At 65.9% G+C, this 20239-nt stretch carries 15 protein-coding genes; 10 read left to right on the forward strand and 5 right to left on the reverse strand.

The features are described from left to right. Positions 1-224 precede the first annotated feature (224 nt). From recJ to AAK988_RS04635, 3 genes are all read left to right on the forward strand, one after another. The gene (recJ, locus tag AAK988_RS04625; RefSeq protein ID WP_369872920.1) at positions 225-3590 is read left to right on the forward strand and encodes a single-stranded-DNA-specific exonuclease RecJ; all 3366 of its coding nucleotides are present in this window, start codon (positions 225-227) and stop codon (positions 3588-3590) included. 64 nt (positions 3591-3654) lie between these two features. Beyond that, complete coding sequence (locus AAK988_RS04630) at positions 3655-5964, forward strand: RelA/SpoT family protein (RefSeq protein ID WP_242369133.1); 2310 nt, start codon at positions 3655-3657, stop codon at positions 5962-5964. Between the two features lie 182 nt (positions 5965-6146). After that, on the forward strand, positions 6147-6821 hold the full coding sequence (locus tag AAK988_RS04635) for an MBL fold metallo-hydrolase (protein WP_135971000.1): 675 nt from the start codon (positions 6147-6149) through the stop codon (positions 6819-6821). A 199-nt stretch (positions 6822-7020) separates the two neighbouring features. Here AAK988_RS04635 and AAK988_RS04640 read toward each other — a convergent pair whose 3' ends face one another. Continuing rightward, a complete protein-coding gene (locus AAK988_RS04640; RefSeq protein ID WP_262998972.1) occupies positions 7021-8706 on the reverse strand; it encodes an FAD-dependent oxidoreductase in 1686 nt (561 codons plus the stop codon). A 209-nt stretch (positions 8707-8915) separates the two neighbouring features. On the opposite strand from AAK988_RS04640, the gene AAK988_RS04645 reads away from it, so the two are divergent. The 3 genes from AAK988_RS04645 to AAK988_RS04655 all read left to right on the forward strand — a co-directional run bounded on the left by AAK988_RS04645 (position 8916) and on the right by AAK988_RS04655 (position 12262). After that, positions 8916-10406: a helix-turn-helix transcriptional regulator gene (locus AAK988_RS04645; protein WP_369880463.1), complete on the forward strand. Its 1491-nt coding sequence runs from the start codon at positions 8916-8918 to the stop codon at positions 10404-10406. A gap of 152 nt (positions 10407-10558) precedes the next feature. Beyond that, on the forward strand, positions 10559-11614 hold the full coding sequence (locus tag AAK988_RS04650; RefSeq protein ID WP_151430575.1) for an inorganic phosphate transporter: 1056 nt from the start codon (positions 10559-10561) through the stop codon (positions 11612-11614). Between the two features lie 18 nt (positions 11615-11632). Then, positions 11633-12262: a DUF47 domain-containing protein gene (locus AAK988_RS04655; RefSeq protein ID WP_135970996.1), complete on the forward strand. Its 630-nt coding sequence runs from the start codon at positions 11633-11635 to the stop codon at positions 12260-12262. Positions 12263-12363: 101 nt separating this feature from the next. Here AAK988_RS04655 and AAK988_RS04660 read toward each other — a convergent pair whose 3' ends face one another. Further along, entirely contained in the window at positions 12364-13539 is a 1176-nt protein-coding gene (locus tag AAK988_RS04660; protein WP_369872919.1) for a trimeric intracellular cation channel family protein, read from the reverse strand. Between the two features lie 382 nt (positions 13540-13921). Here AAK988_RS04660 and AAK988_RS04665 point away from each other — a divergent pair, with 382 nt between their 5' ends. Beyond that, positions 13922-15199, forward strand: coding sequence for an aspartate kinase (locus AAK988_RS04665; RefSeq protein WP_135970994.1), 1278 nt, complete (start codon positions 13922-13924; stop codon positions 15197-15199). A gap of 247 nt (positions 15200-15446) precedes the next feature. Beyond that, positions 15447-16496, forward strand: a complete 1050-nt coding sequence (locus AAK988_RS04670) for an aspartate-semialdehyde dehydrogenase (RefSeq protein ID WP_369872918.1) — start codon at positions 15447-15449, stop codon at positions 16494-16496. 271 nt (positions 16497-16767) lie between these two features. Here AAK988_RS04670 and AAK988_RS04675 read toward each other — a convergent pair whose 3' ends face one another. Both AAK988_RS04675 and AAK988_RS04680 read right to left on the reverse strand, forming a co-directional pair. Further along, positions 16768-17568: a TlyA family RNA methyltransferase gene (locus AAK988_RS04675; RefSeq protein ID WP_369872917.1), complete on the reverse strand. Its 801-nt coding sequence runs from the start codon at positions 17566-17568 to the stop codon at positions 16768-16770. 8 nt (positions 17569-17576) lie between these two features. Continuing rightward, on the reverse strand, positions 17577-18362 hold the full coding sequence (locus AAK988_RS04680; RefSeq protein ID WP_369872916.1) for a TatD family hydrolase: 786 nt from the start codon (positions 18360-18362) through the stop codon (positions 17577-17579). A 172-nt stretch (positions 18363-18534) separates the two neighbouring features. On the opposite strand from AAK988_RS04680, the gene AAK988_RS04685 reads away from it, so the two are divergent. Next, positions 18535-18849: a hypothetical protein gene (locus AAK988_RS04685; protein ID WP_135970990.1), complete on the forward strand. Its 315-nt coding sequence runs from the start codon at positions 18535-18537 to the stop codon at positions 18847-18849. A 233-nt stretch (positions 18850-19082) separates the two neighbouring features. Further along, the gene (locus AAK988_RS04690; RefSeq protein WP_242369103.1) at positions 19083-19442 is read left to right on the forward strand and encodes a YccF domain-containing protein; all 360 of its coding nucleotides are present in this window, start codon (positions 19083-19085) and stop codon (positions 19440-19442) included. Between the two features lie 75 nt (positions 19443-19517). Here the strand turns inward: AAK988_RS04690 and AAK988_RS04695 are convergent, their stop codons facing one another. Then, positions 19518-19925: a hypothetical protein gene (locus AAK988_RS04695; RefSeq protein WP_369872915.1), complete on the reverse strand. Its 408-nt coding sequence runs from the start codon at positions 19923-19925 to the stop codon at positions 19518-19520. Positions 19926-20239: the final 314 nt, after the last annotated feature.

Raw genomic sequence — 20239 nt, forward strand, 5'->3', positions numbered from 1 at the left:
ATTGAACTGGGGTTATACAAGAAGAGCATTCACTGCAGGTCGCACAATCCATACATTGGGGTCGTTTTGGCCTCAAGAGCTCCGGCGTCCTTTCTGGCGATGTCCCGGTGCGATGTGTTCTGTGGATTGTAACGAGCGCGGCCGCGGCGGTGACAGCGTGAGCGCTTTGTGCGAAAATGGACGGTAAGACACAAGAGTTTGAGCATGTTAGGTAGCCTGTCACCATGACCGCCCAGTTCAGTATCAGGGAAGCCGCTCCCGAGGCCGTCCGTTGCCTCCAGCGCGAGCTGGCCCTGCCCCGCTTCATCGCCGCCACCCTCGTCGGACGCGGCATCGACACGCCCGCGGCGGCGCGGCACTTCTTGAGCCCCTCGCTCGACCGCGACTGGCTGAACCCCCGCGACATTCCCGGGCTGCCCGAGGTGGCCGACGGTTTGGCGGCGGCCCTCGAGGGGAGGAAGCGCATCCTCGTATTCGGCGACTTCGACCTGGACGGTATCTCCGCCACCACGGTGCTCACCCGCGGCCTGCGGGCCCTGGGTGGCTGCGCCTTCCCCTTCATCCCGCGTCGCTTCGAGGAGGGCTACGGCATCACGGCCGCCGCTTTCGAGCGGGCCCGGGAGCTGGAGCCGGACGTCATCGTCACCGTGGACTGCGGCATCGCCTGCAAACACGAGGTGGCCGAGATCGTGAAGACCGGCATCGAGGTGTACATCACCGATCACCACGAGGCCGCCGACCTGGTGCCCGAGGGGGTGTGCGTGGCCGATCCGAAGATGGAGCCGGGCTGCCCGAGCGCCATTCTGGCCGGCGTTGGCGTGGCCCTGAAGCTCGTGCAGATGCTCGGCGCGCGCCTCGGGTTCCCGCACCTGTGGCGCAGCTACACCGACTTCGCCACCCTGGGCACCGTGGCTGATCTCATGCCCATGCGCGACGAGAACCGTGCCCTGGTGGCCGATGGCCTGGCCCGCATGAATGCGAACCCGCGGCCCTGCATCGCGGCCTTGCTGGCCACCACGGGGCAGGCCGGCAAGCCCATGACCGCCACCAACCTGTCCTTCTCCCTCATTCCTCGCCTGAACGCCGCCGGGCGCATGGGCAACGCCGACTTGGCCCTGGATCTGCTCATGTGCGACAACTACGGCGAGTGCTGCGTCATGGCCGAGCGCCTGGAAGAGGTGAACAACCAGCGCCGGGCCATCGAGGCCGAGCTCTCCGACATCGCCCGCGCTCAGGCCAGCGAGATCTACCGCGGCCAGCGGGCCCTGGTGGTGGCCGGCGAGGGCTGGCACGAGGGCGTGAAGGGCATCGTGGCCTCCCGCCTCGTGAACACCTACGGGGTGCCCTCGCTGCTGTTCACCGTGGACGGCGACGAGGCCCGGGGCTCGGGCCGGTCGGTGGGCAACGTGAACCTGTTCGAGGCCGTGGAGTCGCTCTCGCACCTCACCACCCGTTTCGGCGGCCACGGGGCCGCCGTGGGGGTCACCATTCCCGTGGAGAACCTGCGCGCCTTCGCCGAGGGGCTCGACGCCTATATGCAGCGGCTGCCCGAGGCGGCCTTTCATCCCCTCACCACCGTGGACGCCGCTGTGAGCTTGGACGAGCTGACGCTGGAGACCGTGGCCATGGTGGACCGCCTGGCCCCCTTCGGCCAGGAGAACCCCCAGCCGGTCTTTCTCGCCCGCAACGTCACTCTGGCGAACACCCGGGCCGTGGGCCAGACCAAGGACCACTTCGCCTGCACCCTCACCAACGGCCGGGCCTCCGTGGCCGGCATCATGTTCCACTGCGCCGCCATCGAGGCGCTGCTCGTGAACGATGCCGTGGTGGATGCCGCCTTCACGGTGCAGATCGACGAATGGCGCGGCCGCCATTCGGTGAAGGCCATGCTGGAGACCATCGCCCCGGCCCGCACCTGCGGTGCCCTGGAGGCCTGCCTCGACCCGGAGGCCCGCACCTTCTGCGAGGAGCTCTTCGCCGAACGCGATGGGACCGGCAACGGTGACGCCCCCGATCGCGAGGTCATGCCCGATGCCGGGGCCCCGGACCTGGGGGCGGTGCGCCGGCGCTGGGAGGCCGTGGCCGAGCGCGATCCGGCGGGGCTGGAGGCGCAGCTCGTGGCCGCCATCATCGGCGAGGCGCCCCTGCATCCGGCCCAGCGCCGCATCCTCGATGCCCTGGCCGCCGGCCAGTCCACCTTCGCCGTCATGGCCACGGGCCGCGGCAAGTCGCTGTGCTTCCAGGTGCACGCCGCCGTGCGCGCCCTGGCGGCCCGCGAGGCGAGCCTGTTCATCTACCCGTTGCGGGCCCTCATCGCCGACCAGGTGTTCCATCTGCGCGCCGGCTTGGAGCGCTTCGGCATCGCGAGCGCGGTCATCACGGGGGAGAGCACCCCTGAGGAGCGGGCCCGAGTGTACGCGGGGCTGGCCGACGGCACCGTGGACATCGTGCTTACCACCCCGGAGTACCTCATGTTCCATACCGATGAGCTGGCCGCCTCCGGGCGCATCCGCTTCGTCGTGGTGGACGAGGCCCATCATATCGGCCAGGCCAAGGCCGGCCAGCGCGTGGCCTACACCCAGCTGGGCCGGGCGCTCGCGCGGCTCGGGGAGCCCACGGTGCTTGCTGTGACGGCAACGGCTAACGATTGCATCGCCGCCGATATCGGGGACGTGCTGCCCCTGAGCGCGTCGGTCATCGACGAGACGGGCCGCGACAATCTGTACCTGGACGATCAGCGCAACATCGCCCATCGGGACGACTACCTGGCCAACCTGGTGGCTTCCGGTGAGAAGACCGTCGTGTACGTGAACTCGCGGGAGCACTCCGTGGCACTCGCCCGCCTGCTGCGGCGCCGGGTGCCCCAGCTCGCCTGTCTCATCGGCTTCTACAACGCCGGGCTGTCCCGGGCCGAGCGCCAACGGGTGGAGGAGCTGTTCCGCAACGACGACCTGAAGGTGCTCGTGGCCACCTCGGCCTTCGGCGAGGGGGTGGACATCCCCAACATCCGCCACGTGGTGCTGTACCACCTGCCCTTCAGCGATGTGGAGTTCAATCAGATGAGCGGCCGGGCCGGCCGCGACGGGAAGCCCGCTTGGGTGCACCTGCTCTACGGCCGGGGCGACGCGGCCTTGAACGAGCGCATCCTGGCCGAGGCCACGCCGGACCACGACGTGATGGCCCAGGTGTACCGCCGCCTGCGCCATTTGCAGCGGGAATGCCCCAACGACTACTTCTGCGCCGGGCCGGCTGATCTGGCCCATGGCGCCTCCGATGGCTTCCATAGGGTCAGCCCCGTGTCCGCCGCCTGCGGCCTGGCGGTCTTTCGAGAGCTCGGCCTCATCGAAACGCGCACCGTGCGGGAAGCCGGCCGGGAGGCCCTGTGGGTGCGGGTGCAGGAGCGCGCCGATCGCGTGGAGCTCACCGATTCGGTGCGCTACCGCGAGGGCATCGACGAGAGAGTGGGATTCGGCGGCTTTTGCGATTGGGCTCTGGGACTCGACGCCCAGGGGCTCACCGTGCGCCTGTCGCATCCCATAGTGCCGCAGAGCGGCCGCAACGATGAGGAAGGGGAGCGCCGTGAGCGCTGAGAGAGACGAGATCAACGCCTGCCCGGCCCCGGGCGCGCCGAGCGGCGCGGCCACCAAGCAGACCGTGGACGCCCTGCTCGGGCGCCCCGATCCCACGGGTCAGTCGACCGCCTCGGCGGCCTCCACCCCCGCCGACCGCTTCGCCGAGCTGCAACGGCTTACGGCCGCCTACATGGACGAGGCCGACGAGGCCATGCTGAAGCGAGCCTTCGAGTTCGCGGCCGAGGCCCATGCGGGCCAGTGCCGCAAGTCCGGCGAGCCCTTCATCATCCACCCCATCGAGGTGGGCATCATCCTGGCCGACCTGCGCATGGACGCCGAGACCATCGCCGCGGCCCTGCTGCACGACACCGTGGAGGACACGAAGGTGACCGGCGAGGAGGTGGAGCGCGTCTTCAATCCCCAGGTGCGCGCCCTGGTAGAGGGGGTCACCAAGATCACCCGCATTGAAGTGGAGTCGCTCACCGACGAGCAGGCCGCCACCATCCGCAAGATGTTCGTGGCCATGTCCAAGGACATCCGCGTCATCGTCATCAAGCTGGCCGACCGCCTGCACAACATGCGCACGCTCGCGGCCCTGCGGGAGGATCGGCGCATCTTCAAGTCCCGCGAGACCCTGGAGATCTATGCTCCCATCGCCCACCGTCTCGGCATCAACTCCATCAAGTGGGAGCTGGAGGATCTGTCCTTTTTCTACCTGGAGCCCAACAAGTACAAGCAGGTGTCCCGCATGGTCACCGAGTCCCGTGCCGAGCGCGAGAAGTACCTGGCCGATGTTATCGCAGTGCTCCACGACGAGATGGACAAGCTCGGCATCGCCGCCCAGATCATGGGCCGGCCCAAGCACCTGTACTCCATCTACCAGAAGATGACCAAGAAGGGAAAGGGCTTCTCGGAGATCTACGACCTCATCGCCGTGCGCATCATCACGAGCTCGGTGAAGGACTGCTACTCGGCCCTGGGCGCGGTGCACACCATCTGGCACCCTATGCCGGGCCGCTTCAAAGACTACATCGCCATGCCGAAGTTCAACATGTACCAGTCGCTGCACACGACGGTCATGGGCCCGACGGGCCGGCCCTTGGAGGTGCAGATCCGCACCGAGGAGATGCACCGCAACTCCGAGTACGGCGTGGCGGCCCACTGGCGCTACAAGGAGACGGGCGGCTCGCGCCCTGGCGGTAGGGACAACCTGGACGCCCAGCTGGCGTGGCTGCGCCAGATGGTGGACTGGCAGGACGAGACCGAGGACTCCCGGGAGTTTTTGAAGTCTCTCAAGATGGACCTCGACAACTCCGAGGTGTTCGTCTTCACGCCCCAGGGCGAGGTCATCTCCCTGCGGGCCGGCTCCACCCCCATCGATTTCGCCTACGCTATCCACACCGAGGTGGGCAACCACTGCGTGGGGGCCAAGGTGAACGGCTCCATCGTGCCCCTCTCCTACAAGTTGCAGGTGGGCGATCGCGTGGAGATCCTCACCCAGAAGAGCGCCGGACCCTCCCGGGACTGGCTGGGGCTGGTAAAGACCCCTTCGGCCCGTAGCAAGATCCGCTCCTACTTCTCGAAGGTGACGCGCTCCGACGACCTTCAGATGGGCCGCGATATGCTGGCTCGGGAGATGCGCAAGCACGGCCTGGGCATCTCCAACGCCCAGTCGCTGCGGGCGCTGAAGTTGGTGGCCGAGGCCATGGGCTTCAAGGATCCCGACGATATGTTCGTGCAGGTGGGCGCCGGCAAGGAGCGGGCCCAGCATGTGAGCAACCGCCTGCTGAAGATCCTCGTGGACAAGGGCAACGAGGAGGCGGGCAAGCCCTCGGTGGGCTCCTCGGCCTCCTCCACGGGCATCATGCCCCCCATGCTCACGAGCGTGAAGCGCCCCAAGAAGCACGAGACCCACACCTCCCAGGGCATTGTGGTGAAGGGGGTCGACGATGTGCTCGTGCGCCTGTCGCGCTGCTGCAACCCTGTGCCCGGGGACGATATTTTGGGATTCGTGACCCGGGGCCGCGGCGTGTCGGTGCACCGGGCCGACTGTCCCAACGCCATCGATCTGAAGCGTCATCCCGAGCGCATCATCGACGTGGAGTGGGAGGGCAGCCCCTCGGCAGCGGCCACCTACCAGGTGGAGATCTACATCGAGGCCCTCGACCGCATGAACCTGCTGTTGGACGTGACCCGGGTGATCTCCGAGATGGGGGCCAACGTGCTGTCCTGCAACACCACCACCCATCGCGACAGCATGGTGGAGATGCGCTTTTTGTTCCAGCTGAGCGATCTGTCGGTCATCGAGCGCATGACGAAGCGCCTGACCGACGTGGACGGTGTCTTCGATGCCCATAGAATGATGCCCAATGGGTCCCGGTCGGCTAAGTAGCCGAACGTGGCGCCGACGCCGCGGCTCCGACAGGCACCTGATCTGCCCTTGTTTTGGGTTCGGCGCGGCGCAAAGGGCGCTTGGCCCAAAGGCAGCGCCGTATCAGGCGCCGGTCGGACCCTCGCTGGCTTTGGCCAATGATGCGATTCGGTTAATTGAGATCCAAATTGAAAGGACGAGCAATGGCGACGGATATCTACGAAGTGAGCGGGCTGTGCGTTGATGTGAGATATATGGTGATGGGGGTGCTTGCCAATAATGTGTACCTCGTCTCCGACGGAGAGGGCACCTTCGTGGTGGATCCCTCCTGCGATGCCGAGAAGATCCTCGCGGCTCTGGGCGACGCGAGGCTGGGCGCCATCGTGCTCACCCACGGCCACTTCGACCACACCGGGGCCGCAGCGGCCCTGCGCAGGGCCACGGGCGCCCCGGTCATCGCCTCGGCGCTCGATGCGCCTCAGATCGAGAATCCCTCCGGTGTCGACCTGGCCAGCCGCGGCGTTCCCTGCCCGGTGGACCGCATCGTGGCCCAGGGTGACATCGTGGAAGTGGGCTCCATGAAATGGAAGGTCATCGACACGCCGGGGCACACCCCCGGCTCCCTCTGCCTGTTCAACATCCCGCAGTTCGGCAACCACCCTGAGGGGCTGCCGGTGCTCATCTCCGGCGACACCCTGTTCGCCGGCACCATCGGCCGCACCGACTTCGAGGGCGGATCCATGGCGGACATGCGCGCGTCCCTGAAGAAGTTGGCGGCCCTGCCCGACGATACGGCCGTGCTGCCCGGCCACAACAGCCTCACCACCATCGGCGCCGAGCGTCGTCGCGTCTTCGCCCTCTACGGCGACCCGGAGTAGGCCCTCCGTTTCCCGTTGCCCTCCTGGGGGTTGGCCGGCTTGCGGGGGAGTCCTGCTTTCACGGTTCCTGCAGGTTGCATTTGCGCAAAAGCGCCCCGCCGGGAGGGGTGCGGGGCGCATGGGGGAGGGCGGGGCCAAGAGGCCGGGATCCGACATTTTGGGGTATCGGCCCCAGGCCTTCTCGTGGAGGTGGGGCGGATTAGGCGGAGACGGCAACCACATCGGCCTCGGTGATGGGGGTCGCGGCCTCCAGCTTGCCGCCCGTGGCGGCCTGGATGCCGCAGATGCGGCCGGTCATGATGCAGTGGCCGGCGGACATGCCGCCCTGGTACATGGACCAGTCGGGGGCGCCGCACAGCTGACCCGCGGAGAAGCCGGTGATCCACAGGTTCGGGATGACCTCTCCATCGGTGCGGGTGGCCTGGTAGTTCTCGTTCACCGTGGCGCCGGCGCACAGGGCGGATACGCGCACGTGCTTGTGGATGCCCCAGAACGGCGCCTTCTCGACCTTCCTCAGGTACTTGGCCTGCTTGCCGAAGTCGGCATCGAAGCCCGCGTCGACGAGCTCGTTGTAGCGCTCCACCGACTTCTTCAGGGCGTCGGCCGGGATGCCCAGCTTGCCGGCCAGCTCGTCCAGTGTGTCGCAGCAGTAGGTGTCGATGAGGCCCTCGATGACGTTGGCGCCGCTCTCGCCGGAGCGATCCATCTCCACATCGGGCATGTAGGGCTTGATCTTCTCCTTGTCGGTGGGCTTGCCGCCCCATTCGGTCACCTGGGCGATGTAGTCGTCATCGAAGATCTGGGAGTACCAGCCGGGCTTGGGTTGGTTGCGCAGCACGCAATTGATCTCCTCGAATACGCAGTCCTCGTTCATGAAGCGCTCGCCGTTCTCGTTCACGGTGAGGAAGGGCTCGTTGAACATGGGGCCTGAGTCGAAGTCGTGCAGCATGTGGGAGTGACCCACGGGCACGAAGCCTCCCCCGATGGCCATGGCCATGAGGATGCCGTCACCGGTCTTGCCGCTCTGCTTGCGGTCGAAATCCTTCACGTCGGGGCAGTAGCGCTCCACGAGGCTCTGGTTGTTCTGGTAGTCGCCCGTGGACAGGATGACGCCCTTGGTGGCATTGAACTTGATGTAGTCGTTGCCGCTTTTGCCGATGACGCCGGTCACGGCGCCAGACTCGTCGGTGACCAGCTGCACGCCGGGGGTGGAGTAGAAGAACTCCACGCCGCGCTCGGCGGCCAGCTCGGCCAAGTGCTCCACCATGGTGCCGTTGTTGAAGGGCTTCGGGCCGAACATGATGGAACGGCGGGAGCACTTCGATCCGTCCTCGTACTCGGTGACGGCCGTGGGGCGCACGGTGTAGGGCGGAAAGCCCGCCTCGGCGGTGCGCACCTGGGTCCAGCGGATGGCCTCGCCGGAGTATTTGCAGTAGGTCTCGGCCAGCTTGCGATCGGCGCGCCAGCCGCAGTCCTCCAAGAAGCCCTGGATGTAGTTCATGACGCCCTGCTCGTCGCTCTCGTCCAGAAGCACGCCAGAACAGGTGCCGCCCTGGGCGATGGCCTTCGACTCCTTTTGGAGCACGGCGACAGTCGCGCCCTCCTCGAGGGCGGACAGGGCCGCCGGCACGCCGCCAGTGCCAGCGCCGACGACCACGACATCGTAGGTCTTCTCGTCGGCGAATTCAGTGATGGGGGCAAGCTCGACGGGTGACTCCTTGAAATCGCTCTCCTGCAGGCCCGCGGGGTACTCGATGCCGCCGGTCTCGGCGGTCTGTGGGTTGTCCTTGGCTGCCGGCGCGCACGCCGTCAACCCGGCACCTGCGGCGCTGACGGCACCCACTGCCAGCGCGCCCTTCAGAAAGTCTCGACGATTCAGTTCCACGACTCCCTCTCCTTTCACATGTTGCACTTCGGTCGCGTGACGGGTCGCAACCCGCGCCCCAATGGGACCTCGGGTGCATGGCCCGCGGCACCTACCGTACTCGGTCGGGCGGTCGCGCACCTCCCACAAACGGTATGAAATTGGAGGTGGGAACCGCGTTCATACCGTTTTTCTGATATAACGGTGCAGTGAAAAGGGGAGGGACAGCCATGGATTCGTCGCGTTCGCTCAAAGCGTCTTTACGAGGTACGCGCTGCGCCGTCATAGGTGTGGCCTGCGCCCTTATGGTGCTGGAGATCCAGCGCATGCCCGTGGGACATGCCGTGAGCTTCTCGATGTTCGCCCCCGTGCCCTATGTGTTCGAGGCGATTCTCATCGGCGCGGTGGGCATGGCGTTGGCGCGGGGTCGCCGCCACGGGGCGGCTTTGGGCGCGGTGCGCGCGGTGACGGCCGCGGTAGCGACTTTGTCCACCTGGCTGGTAATGTGGGGCATCGGATTCGATGATGCCGTCATGGTGCAGATTCGCATCGCCTACCGCATCAGCACGGGCTTGCTCGTGGTGCTGTGGGGCGAGCGTTTGATCGACCTGGGTGCCTGGAGGGCTGCGTGCGTGATAGCGGCGGGCTGCCTCTTGTCGGGCGTGGCCACGCTGGCGCTGGCCTTCGTGCCCCAGGTGGTCGTCGATGGGTTTCTCGGGCTGCTGCCCGTGGTGGCCGGTGCCGCGCTGGTGTCCTTTCGCCCCGATCGCTGCCCCGCTGCCCCGTCGCCGGCGCTGCCCGTCTTCACCTTGGCAACAATGCGGGAGCGCGTGGTGGCCGTGGGGCTGGTGGTACTGCCTCTGCTGTGCCGTGCGACCACTATTTCCACCCAGCACTCGTGGATGCAGCTGCAACAACAGGCCGTGGCCTCGGCCGATATCCAGGCGGCCATCGGGGCGGCCATCATCATCGGAGGCGGGGTCGTCGGGCTTATCCTGCGCTTTGCGTGGAGCCGCAGCTTCGTGCTCGTGTTCGATCTGGTGGTAGTACCGGTGACGTTCATGGCCTTCTATACGGCCTCCTTGGCCAATGACCTGTGGGCGCTGCACTTCCTCATCGTGGATTCCACCTACAAGATCGTTCTGTTCTATGTGCTGATGACGCCGTTTCTGTTTCCGCCGCGGAAAGGGGGTTTCGTGTCCTCGGCGCCGCTGTACGGCTCCTTCGCCTTTCTGATTGCGGCCCGGGCTTTGTTCTCGGGGCTGCATGCCGTGCTGCCTGCATCGGCCTATGCGGCCGTGGCCGTGGTGGCCGTGTTGGCGGTGTTCGCCGTGGCCAGCGTGCTGGCGCTTCTGTATGTGCATCAGCATGCGGGGGTGATGGCCGTATCCGCCGATGCGCCCGGCCGCGGGGCCGCGAGGGTGCCGATGCCCGTGGCCGGGGCGCCGTTGAGGCCTGCCATGGAGCATTTGTGCGCCATGGTGGGGGATCGCTTCGAGCTGACGCCGCGGGAGCGCGACGTGCTGTTCCTGCTGGCCCAAAACTACCGGGCCCCCTATATCGCTGAGAAGTTGGTGGTCAGTCAGTCAACGGTGAAGACCCATATGCGGAATCTGTACGGGAAGCTGGGTGTCCATTCCCAAGCCGAGCTGCTGTTGCTGATCGATCGCGAGGCCGAGGGGCTGTCTGCTCGAGAGGAAGATCCGGCCAGCCTGCGGTAGCGTCCCGCTGAGCCCCTCCACGGCCATTCGGAATCGGGTTGAGCTAAGATTGACAAAAAAGACGGGGAGTTTGCACGGTAAGGCGTCCTGCCATAGGGTAGAATTAAGGCGGTGCGCTTTTCGGCATCGAACCGTCTGTTGGAAGGAACTCCGTGACCATCGAGTGGGCTTTTTTCCTCTCTGAGCTGATGCAGAACCCTATTTTGCTGGTGGTGACGCTGCTCAATATCGGCGTCATCATCGTCAACGGCGCCACCGACGCGCCTAACGCCATCGCCACGGCGGTTTCAACTCGTGCCATGAAGCCGCGTCACGCCATCATCATGGCGGCCGTATTCAATTTCCTCGGGCTTCTGCTCGTATCCCTCGTGTCCACGGCCGTGGCCCACACCATCTTCTCCATGGTGGACTTCGGCGGCGACTCCCATCAGGCGCTGACGGCCCTGATGGCCGCCATGGTGGCCATCATCGTGTGGGGCGCGGCGGCTTGGTGGTTCGGCATTCCCACCTCCCAGTCCCATTCGCTCATCGCCGGCCTTACCGGCGCGGCCATCGCCGTGCAGGGCAGCCTGGACGCCATCAACGGCGCCGAGTGGATGAAGGTGGTCTACGGCATTCTGCTGTCCACCCTGCTCGGCTTCGGCCTCGGCTGGATCAACTACAAGATCATCGGGCGCGCCTTCCGCAACGCCGACCGGGTCCGGGCCAACCGCTTCTTCAAGTGGGCCCAGGTGGGCTCGGGGGCCGCGGTGGCTTTCATGCACGGCGCCCAGGACGGCCAGAAGTTCATGTCCATCTTCATGCTGGCCATCATGATGACCGCCGGCATGGGCATGGACCTCTCTGGCGTGGTCATGCCCATGTGGCTCATGATCTTCTGCGCGTTTAACATGGGCTTCGGCACTGCTGTGGGCGGCGAGCGCATCATCAAGTCCGTGGGCATGGACATGGTGAAGCTTGAGGCCTTCCAGGGCTTCGCCGCGTCCCTGTCTACGTTCGTGAGCCTTTTCCTGGCCACCTTCGGTGGCCTTCCCGTTTCGACCACCCATACCAACACCACGGCCATCATGGGCGTGGGGGCGGCCAAGAGTCCTCGGAGCGTGAAGTGGTCCATTGCCATCGACATGGTGAAGACGTGGGTGCTCACCTTTCCCGGTTGCGGCATCCTCGGCTACATCTGCGCGAAGTTGTTTCTTATGATCCTGTAACGCGAAAAGGAGAACACAGTGGGTAAGAAGCACAAGTACGATTATTTCAGCGCCTACGAGGAGCTGTCCGATCTGGCCGTCCAGGAGGCCGGCGTGCTCATCCGCGCCATGGACGAGTTCACCGATGCCGCGGCCCTGCGCCCCATGTTGGAGGAGGCCCACGAGCTGGAGCACGGTGGCGACACCATCAACCACGATATCTACAAGCAGGTGGCCGGCGATTTCATGCCGCCGTTCGATCGCGAGGACATCGTGGCTTTGGCCCAGGCCCTCGACAACATCCTCGATGAGATGGAGGATGTGCTCCAGTACCTGTACATGTACGACGTGCACCAGATCCCCGACGATGCCAAGCGCTTCGCCACGCTCATCCGCAAGTCCTGCAAGGCGGTGCATGTGGCCATGGAGGACTTCCGCAACTTCAAGCGCTCCAAGAGCTTCAAGCAGCTGGTCATCGAGGTGAGCAACTACGAGGACGAGGCCGACACGCTGTACGTGGAAGTTATCCGCAACCTGCACGTGAACCATGCCGACGAGCCGGTGCACGTGCTGAAATGGTCGCGCCTCTACGATCATATGGAAAGCTGCTGCGATGCCTGCGAGCACACAGCCGATCTCATGAGCACCATCCTGCTGAAGAACATGTAGCGCTTCGGGCGCCGCATCCTTGTAGGGACGCTGCGCAAGAACGCGTTGTAAAGGCGAGGGTCCCGGCACGGTGCCGGGACCCTCGTGCTGTGCGCAGACTGCTAATCAGCTGGATCGGGGGCCTGTTCGTTGGGGGCGGCCCCAGCGTCTTTCCCGGCCTCGGCGTCTCGGAGATTCGGGGCCGTTGGCTCGTGCGCCTCCGCCTCCGCTTTCTTGCGGGTGCGGGGGTTGCCGGCTTTCACCTGGCTCTTGGAGCGATGGCGGGCCGGCTCAGGAGTCTGGGGCTCGAAGGGGTCGCAGGACGGCTCGGGCTCGGGGCTGGGATCCAGGCCGATGATGCGGTACAGCTCGTCGCGGTCCACGAAGAGGCGGTCGGAGGGATCGGGGCTGCCAACCTCGGTGCCGCGGCCCGCGGCAGGGGCCTCCACCACGGGCAGTTCCAGCTTGTCCATGAGCACCGTAGGCTGCATCTGCTCGCCGGTCTCGTCCATCCAGCGGCCACTCAGGCGGTCGTAGAGGCGCTTGCCCTGGCGCCTGAAGCGCTCGAGGCGGGTGTTTCCCTGGCGTTCGCGAGCCGTCTTGCCCATGGGCACGTGCACCTTGCGGGCGATGAAGCGAGCGGGCCGCACGACGCTTTCCACGACGCGGTCGGAGTAATCCCGAGGCGGCTTGGTGCGCCAGCCCATGATGAGGGACAGGTAGCGCAGGGCCATGATGAGGGCCGCGCAGAGGAAACCGGCGGAGTCGGGCAGGATGCCGTTGGCCTTCAGGGGACAGTACACGATGCAGCCGATGAGGGCTGCCGAACCGTAGATGGGGCCGGTTTGGAAGGCTACGGGCGGCCGGTTCATGAGCACGTCGCGGGAGATGCCGCCGCCGATGGCCGTGATGGTGCCGAGCACCACCGAGGGAATGATGGTGAGCCCGGCCGACAGGCTCTTCGACGCGCCGATAATGGCCCACAGGGCCACCGATATGTTGTCGAGCAGATCCACGATGGGGTCCAGGTAGGTGGCCAGTTTGCCGAAATAGAACACCACCACGCCGGCCACGGCACAGGACAGCAGGAACCAGGGGCTCTGGAAGGCGTAGAGGCCGTAATTCTGCAGGAGGATGTCCCGGATGATGCCGCCGCCCATACCGGTGATGCAGGCGATGGCCACGGTGCCGAAGATGTCGTAGCGGGCCCGCACGGCGGACATGCCACCGGACAGGCCGCCGGTGACCGTAGCGGCGAACTCGAACCAGAAGGGGAGGGTAAAGGCGGTCTCTAGCACGACGGCACCCCTGCCCGCGGCATCGGGGCGCTGGCGGGCGCGGCCGTTCGGGGGCGGCCTGCGACGGGTGCGAGACGCAGGGCGCAGAGCTTCCGGCGGCGCGCGATGCGGCGGCGGTGCGGGCCCGCGACGAGGGGGTCGCGGGCGATGGTGGTCGGCATACAGGCTCCTCCCGATAGCTTCGGATGGCAGGGCGCCGAGGCCCGGGGCGCTCGACGAAGTGCCTATAGTACGCAACAGGGCCATCATAAACAATGGGCGTTCCGTCAGCGGCCCGCGCCCGTCTACCGTCGGAAAACCGACACATGGCCTTGTTTTTGCTATAGTGAGCCCACTAGTATCCGCAAGGCAATTCCCCGCATGCTGAAGAGGAGAGGGTGCCATGTCTTTGATCGTAGCGAAGTTCGGCGGTACCTCGGTCGCGTCGCCCGAGCGCATCAAGAACGTCGCGAAGCGTCTGGTGCGCATGCGGCAGCAGGGAGTGGAGGTTGTGGCCGTGGTTTCGGCCATGGGCAAGACCACCGATGAGCTCATGGGCCTCGCGAGTGCCGTGACTGCGGCACCCCCCGCCCGCGAGCTGGATCGGCTGCTGTCCACCGGCGAGCAGGTGTCCATGACTCTTTTGGCCATGGCCATTGAGTCCATGGGCTACAAGTCCATGAGCTTCACCGGCCGTCAGGCCGGCATCGAGACCGACGGTACCCACAATAAGGCCAAGATCATCAAGGTGCACAACGAGCGCATCTTGGATGCCTTGGAGGCCGGCTACATTCCCGTCGTGGCCGGATTCCAAGGCATCGACGCCAATGGAGACATCACCACCCTGGGCCGCGGCGGCTCGGACACCACAGCCGTGGCCATCGCCTGGGGCATCAACGCCGATGTGTGCGAGATCTATTCCGACGTGGACGGCGTCTACACCACCGACCCCCGCGTGGCCCCGCGGGCCCGCAAGCTCGATTCCGTCTGCTACGACGACATGCTGGAGCTCTCCAGCGCCGGCTCGGGGGTGCTCCAGAGCCGCGCGGTGGAGTTCGCGCGCAAGTGGAAGGTGGTCATCCATTCCCGCTCGGCGTTCTCCGAGGCAGAAGGCACCTATATCAAGGAGGAGTACGAAATGGAAGAAGCCGTCATCACCGGCATCGCGAGCGACACGTCCGAGGTGAAGGTCACCGTGCGCGGGCTGCCCGACGCTCCCGCCGTGGCCGCGAAGATGTTCTCGGCCCTGGCCGCCAACAACGTGAACCTCGACATGATCATTCAGAACGTGGCCGAGGGTGGTGTCACCGACATCTCGTTCACCACCCCCGGTGCCGATCTGGGCCGGGCCCAAGAGACCTTGGCCCGTGTGGTGCCCGAGATCGGTGGTCGCGAGTTCATCGTGGACGAGGACATCGCGAAGGTGAGCCTGGTGGGCACCGGCATGAAGTCGTCTCCAGGCGTGGCCTCGCGGGCCTTCCAGACCCTGGGCGACAACAACATCAACATCGTGGCCATCTCCACGTCCCCCATTCGCCTGTCGGTGATCGTGGACGCGGCCCAGGCGGCCCAGGCGGTCCAGTGCCTGCACACCGCCTTCGGTCTGGACTCCGACGACCTGTTCGTGGAAACCCAGCTGTCTGCCGAGGAAATTGCCGCGAAGATGAAGAAGGGGCGGTGATGTTCCGTCGTTGCTATGCAACGACGGAACGGGCCGATGCTGCGGTTCCGACGGGCACCTGGCCTTGCGCTTCACCGCTTTCCCTCGCGGCGCGAAGGCCGCTCGGCCGCGGTTCGGCCCAATGCCAGGCACCGGTCGAACCCTCGCTGACTTCCTTGGGCGAACCGGTGATGTGAAGAAGTAGGGCAAGGGCCCATGCCCTTGCCGCACAACCGAGCAGAACACACGAGAGAAGGGGAGAGAACCCATGGCTTGGATGAAAGAGATGCCCGCGAACCCGGTAGTTGCCGTGGCGGGGGCCACGGGCGCGGTGGGACAGGAGTTTCTGCGCGTACTGCACGATGTGGATTTTCCCGCTTCTGAAGTGCGGGCGCTGGCCAGCGCGCGGTCGGCGGGCAAGAAGGTGCCCTTCGCGGGCTGCGGCCTGGTGCCGGCCGGCGACCTGGTAGTGCAGGAGATGACCCCGACGGCCTTCGAGGGCGTAGATATCGCCCTGTTCTCTGCCGGCGGCTCGGTGTCCAAAGAGATGCGCGATGCCGTGGTGGCGGCCGGTGCCGTCATGATCGACAACTCGAGCGCCTTCCGTATGGACGAGGACGTGCCGCTCGTGGTGCCCGAGGTGAACCCCAAGGACGTGGCCTGGCATTCCGGCGTCATCGCGAACCCGAACTGCTCCACCATCCAGATGGTGGTGGCCTTGAAGCCGCTCTACGATCTTTCACCCATCAAGCGCGTCGTGGTGTCCACCTACCAGGCGGCCTCGGGCGCCGGCGCCCCGGCCATGGCCGAGCTCTACGACCAGACCCGTGCGTTTTTGGACGGTACCCCCGAGGACGAGCTGGTCATCGATGCCTTCGCCCATCGTATCTCGTTCAACTGCATCCCCCATATCGACGTGTTCCTGGACGACGGCTCCACCAAGGAAGAGTGGAAGATGGTCGTAGAGACCAAGAAGATCATGGGCGATGAGGACATTCAGGTGAGCGCCACCTGCGTGCGCGTGCCGGTGCTGCGCTGCCATGGCGAGGCCATCAATGTGGAGTTCGCCGACGAGGTGACGGTGGATGCGGCCCGTACCGCCCTGGAGGCTGCTCCGGGCGTGGTGGTCATGGACGACACCAACAATAAGGTGTATCCCATGCCCGGCCTGCTCGCTGGCACCGACGGCACCTTCATCGGCCGTTTGCGCCAGGATCCCACGGTGCCCCACGGCATCGCCTTCTGGAACGTGGCCGACCAGATTCGCAAGGGAGCCGCGCTGAACGCCGTGCAGATTGCCCAGCTGCTGCTGCCTTAGGGCGCAGCTCCGAATTCGATGCGCAAGGCGGCCTTCGGGCCGCCTTTTTCGTCGGCACCTGGGGGGGGGTCTTGGGCGCCGACGCTTTGACAGTCTTCGCTCGGCACTCGAAGGGGGCCCTTTCTGCGCGAGATCGGGAGTTATGAGCCTCTCGGGAAGCGACAGACGGTCCAGTACGGAAACTTGTTGATCTACGCACCTGCCTGACCTGGTACTTTGCCGTGATCTCTCCCGAGCTGTAGTTGCTGTGAGAAACCGAGACGCTCATAACTCAAGATCTCGTGCGGAAATGAAGGGACTCATCGACTGAGTCGGCCGCCCCTTCCAAATTGCCGCGGTACACGGCGCGGACGAGGTATTCCACGTTGCCCTCGGGGCCGGTGATGGGGGATTCCACGACGCCGGTCGCCTCGAACTCCTCGGCGGCGAGTGCGGTCTTCACCTCTTCGACGCAGCGCCTGCGCACGGCCGCATCGCGCACGACACCGCGATCGGTCTCGTCGTGGGCCGATTCGAACTGGGGCTTCACCAGCCCGATGAAGACGGTGCCCGGGCGACTGAAGCGGGGGAAGACCGGAGCCAGGGCCGCCAGGCCGATGAAGGACACGTCGATGACGATGAGATCGAAGGGGGCACCGAGTGCGGCCGGGTCGGCGTCCTTGATGTTGGTGCGCTCGAAGACGGCCACCCGCGGGTCCTGGCGGATCTTCCAGGCCAGCTGCCCGTAGTTCACGTCCAGGGCCGCCACCCGCGCCGCGCCGGCCTGCAGGAGGCAGTCGGTGAAGCCGCCGGTGGAGGAGCCGATATCGAGGCAGTTCAGGCCCGCTGCCTCTTGGCCGAAGGCATCAAGGGCCCCCTGGAGCTTCTTGCCCCCGCGGGAGACGAACTGCTTGCGGCCCCGAATGAAGATGTCGGCATCGGGAGCCACCTTAACGGCAGCGCTCGTCGCATATGCATCGTTTACGCGCACTTCCCGGGCCATGACCGCCCGCAGGGCCTCATCGCGGGTGGGGAAGTCCCCTCGTGCGACGAGCAGGTCGTCCAGGCGCATTTTCTTCGGCTTCTTGCTCATGGGGGCCATTATAACCTGAAGTTTCGGGCGCGGGGCAGCGGTGCCTGCTCGGTGCCAAGCAGGGCGGCGCTCGTTGTGGCCAGACGCTCGGCGAGAAGGGTGCGGTCGATGGCTTTCAGCTGGGCAATGCCGGAAAGCGCATTGCCCAGCTCGGCCTGCCAGACGTTGGCGGGAAGCGCTTCTCCCACGCGGGAGGGCATGTCGGTTTCCAGCAGCAGGCGGTCGAGGGGAATCTGCCGGGCGTAGGCGCGCCCGCGGCGCGAGGCCAACATGCGGGGGCCCACGGAGAAGTAGCAGCCGAGGTCGCGGGCGCGGGTCAGCTCGTCGGAGGTGCCCGAGAACCAGTGGAAGATGCAGCAATGCCGCCGGGCCGTGCCGGCCGCCTCCAGCAGATCGAGCACGGTGCCCGCGGCGTTCACGGCGTGGAGCGAGATGAGCTTGGGAGCGCCGTCATCGCAGGCGGCGAGGATGCGCTGGAGGGCGGCCGTCTGCACGGCGCGGCTCTCGTTGTCGTCGCGCGGGCCGGCGAAGTCGAGCCCCACCTCGCCGATGAAGGCCGTGGCAGCGGCGAGCTCGCAGAAGCGCGCGAGGGCGCCGCTGTCTACCGAGCCGTCGGCGATCTGCCACGGGTGGGCTCCGAGTCCCACGGCCACGGTGGCCCCATCGGCCATGAGGGGGGCGATCCGCTCGTACTCCTCCGGCGAGACGGTGCAGGAGAATGCGCCGATGCCCACATGGGCGCCGGCGCGGGTCGTCGCTGCCGGGTCGGGCGCGAAGCCGAGGTGGCAATGCATGTCGTACCAAGTTTCCATGGGGATAAGCATAGCAGAGGATCTATGGAAGTGCCGTGGCCGGAAGGTAACGGATGGCGCCGCTCGCGCCGTGCGGGTTGACCTGGCGGCCGCACGGCCTAGAATCAAAACCCGTTGGCATATCCGTGCAAAAGTAAGGGAAGTGGTCGGAGTTATGGCGGAAGTGCTCGAAGCCATCATGCTCATCTGTTTCGGCCTGTCGTGGCCGTTGAACGCCTACAAGAATTATCGGGCCGGCACGGCGGCTGGCACCAGCTGGCAGTTCATCGCGCTCATTACCGCCGGCTACTTCGCCGGCATCGCGGCCAAATTCGTTTCCGGCAATCTGAACTGGGTGCTGATCGTCTATTTCATCAACGTGGTGTGCATTGGCGCCAACTGGCTCGTCTACTTCCGCAATCGCCGGCTGGATGCCCAGCGCCAGACCGAGGTGGTTGTAGAGGAAGAGTCTCTCGTCGTAGTGGCCTAGGCTGTTTCTCCCTACTCCTCGTCGAGGGGTCCGCGGCCTCTTCGCGGGGGCACTTGCGTCGGCGGCGCCGCGAGGGCCGCTGGCGCCGCCGTGCCATCGATGACGCCCGGCCCGCTCTCGGGGAGGCCCTCCAGTCACCATCGGCGGTTGGCTTGTCCTTTGGGATCGAAAGGGATGCTGCTATCATGTTGGCCCGACCGTGCAGGATCACCTCTATCGAATCGAGTTGCCCCATGTCTACGATCGCGAACATAATCTGGATCATCTTTGGTGGTCTGGTCACGGCGATTGCCTGGTGCTTCGCCGGCCTCGTCTTCTGCATCACCATCATCGGCATTCCGCTCGGGCGGCAGTGCTTCAAGATGGCCTCGCTCACGCTCGCGCCCTTCGGGAAGACCATCGTCTACGGCGGGGGAGCGCCGTCGCTTATCGCCAACATCTTCTGGCTCATCTTGGCGGGCCTGCCCATGGCCATTTCCTACGCGGTGCTCGGCGTGGCCTACTGCATCACGGTCATCGGCATTCCCATTGGGCTGCAGTGCCTCAAGATGGCGAAGCTGTCTCTTCTGCCCTTCGGCGCGCAGGTAATGTAGGCTCCCCAGGGCTTATGGGGCCGGACGGGGCCTTTCAGGGCTCCCGGCCAAGGGTTTGAGGCTGGAATGCGCGTCCTAGGATATGACCGTGCGCCAGTCGGTCCGGGCGGCATCGGGATTCTCGTTCGACCCTAAATCTTCGGGGACGGTCTGCTCCTCGAACTCGGTCTGCTGCACCTTTTCGGCTTGGGTTGGGTTCATCCAGTCGCCGGCGGCGGCGAAGGCGATGCAGAGCGCGATGACGGCCACGATGGCGATGATCGCCCATATGAGCCCGGGATGTTTGCGCGTGTTCGCCTTGGGGCCGCCCTCGTCCACTTCGAACTCCTGCATGGCGGGAAATTCCGAATCGTCGGCCGACGACTCCAGCACGGCCGGCTCCTCTGCGGCCAAGGGGTCGCGCTCGGCGAAGGTTTCCTTGCGGCCTTCGGAGTGCTTGGGGGCTGTGCCGTGCTCGAATTCCCGGGCTTTGTGGTCGCTCATGGGAGATCCTCTCTCAACAATGGCGTGGGGCGGGAGCGCGCCGGTATGTGCCGTCGGCTTCGGGCGCTCTCCCGCTCGTTCGCCGGTTCCTTTCGCTTTCATGGTAGGGCGTTGGGTTGCGAAGGGCCCTCGCACGGGCCAGACGAGGGGAATTGTTGGGCAAACTGCTTCGCTTTCGTTGAAATTCGCCCCCGGAGGATGATGCCGCCGGCCGCTTGGGGATGATGCGGCCTCCCTTGGCGCAGCTATGGTAAGAGGCGATAAGCCGCGCGCTTGCGCGAAGGCAGCCGGGCAGCGCACCCTGGCCGCACCCC

The organism is Adlercreutzia muris (assembly GCF_041223505.1).
Classification (GTDB): Bacteria; Actinomycetota; Coriobacteriia; order Coriobacteriales; family Eggerthellaceae; genus Adlercreutzia; species Adlercreutzia muris.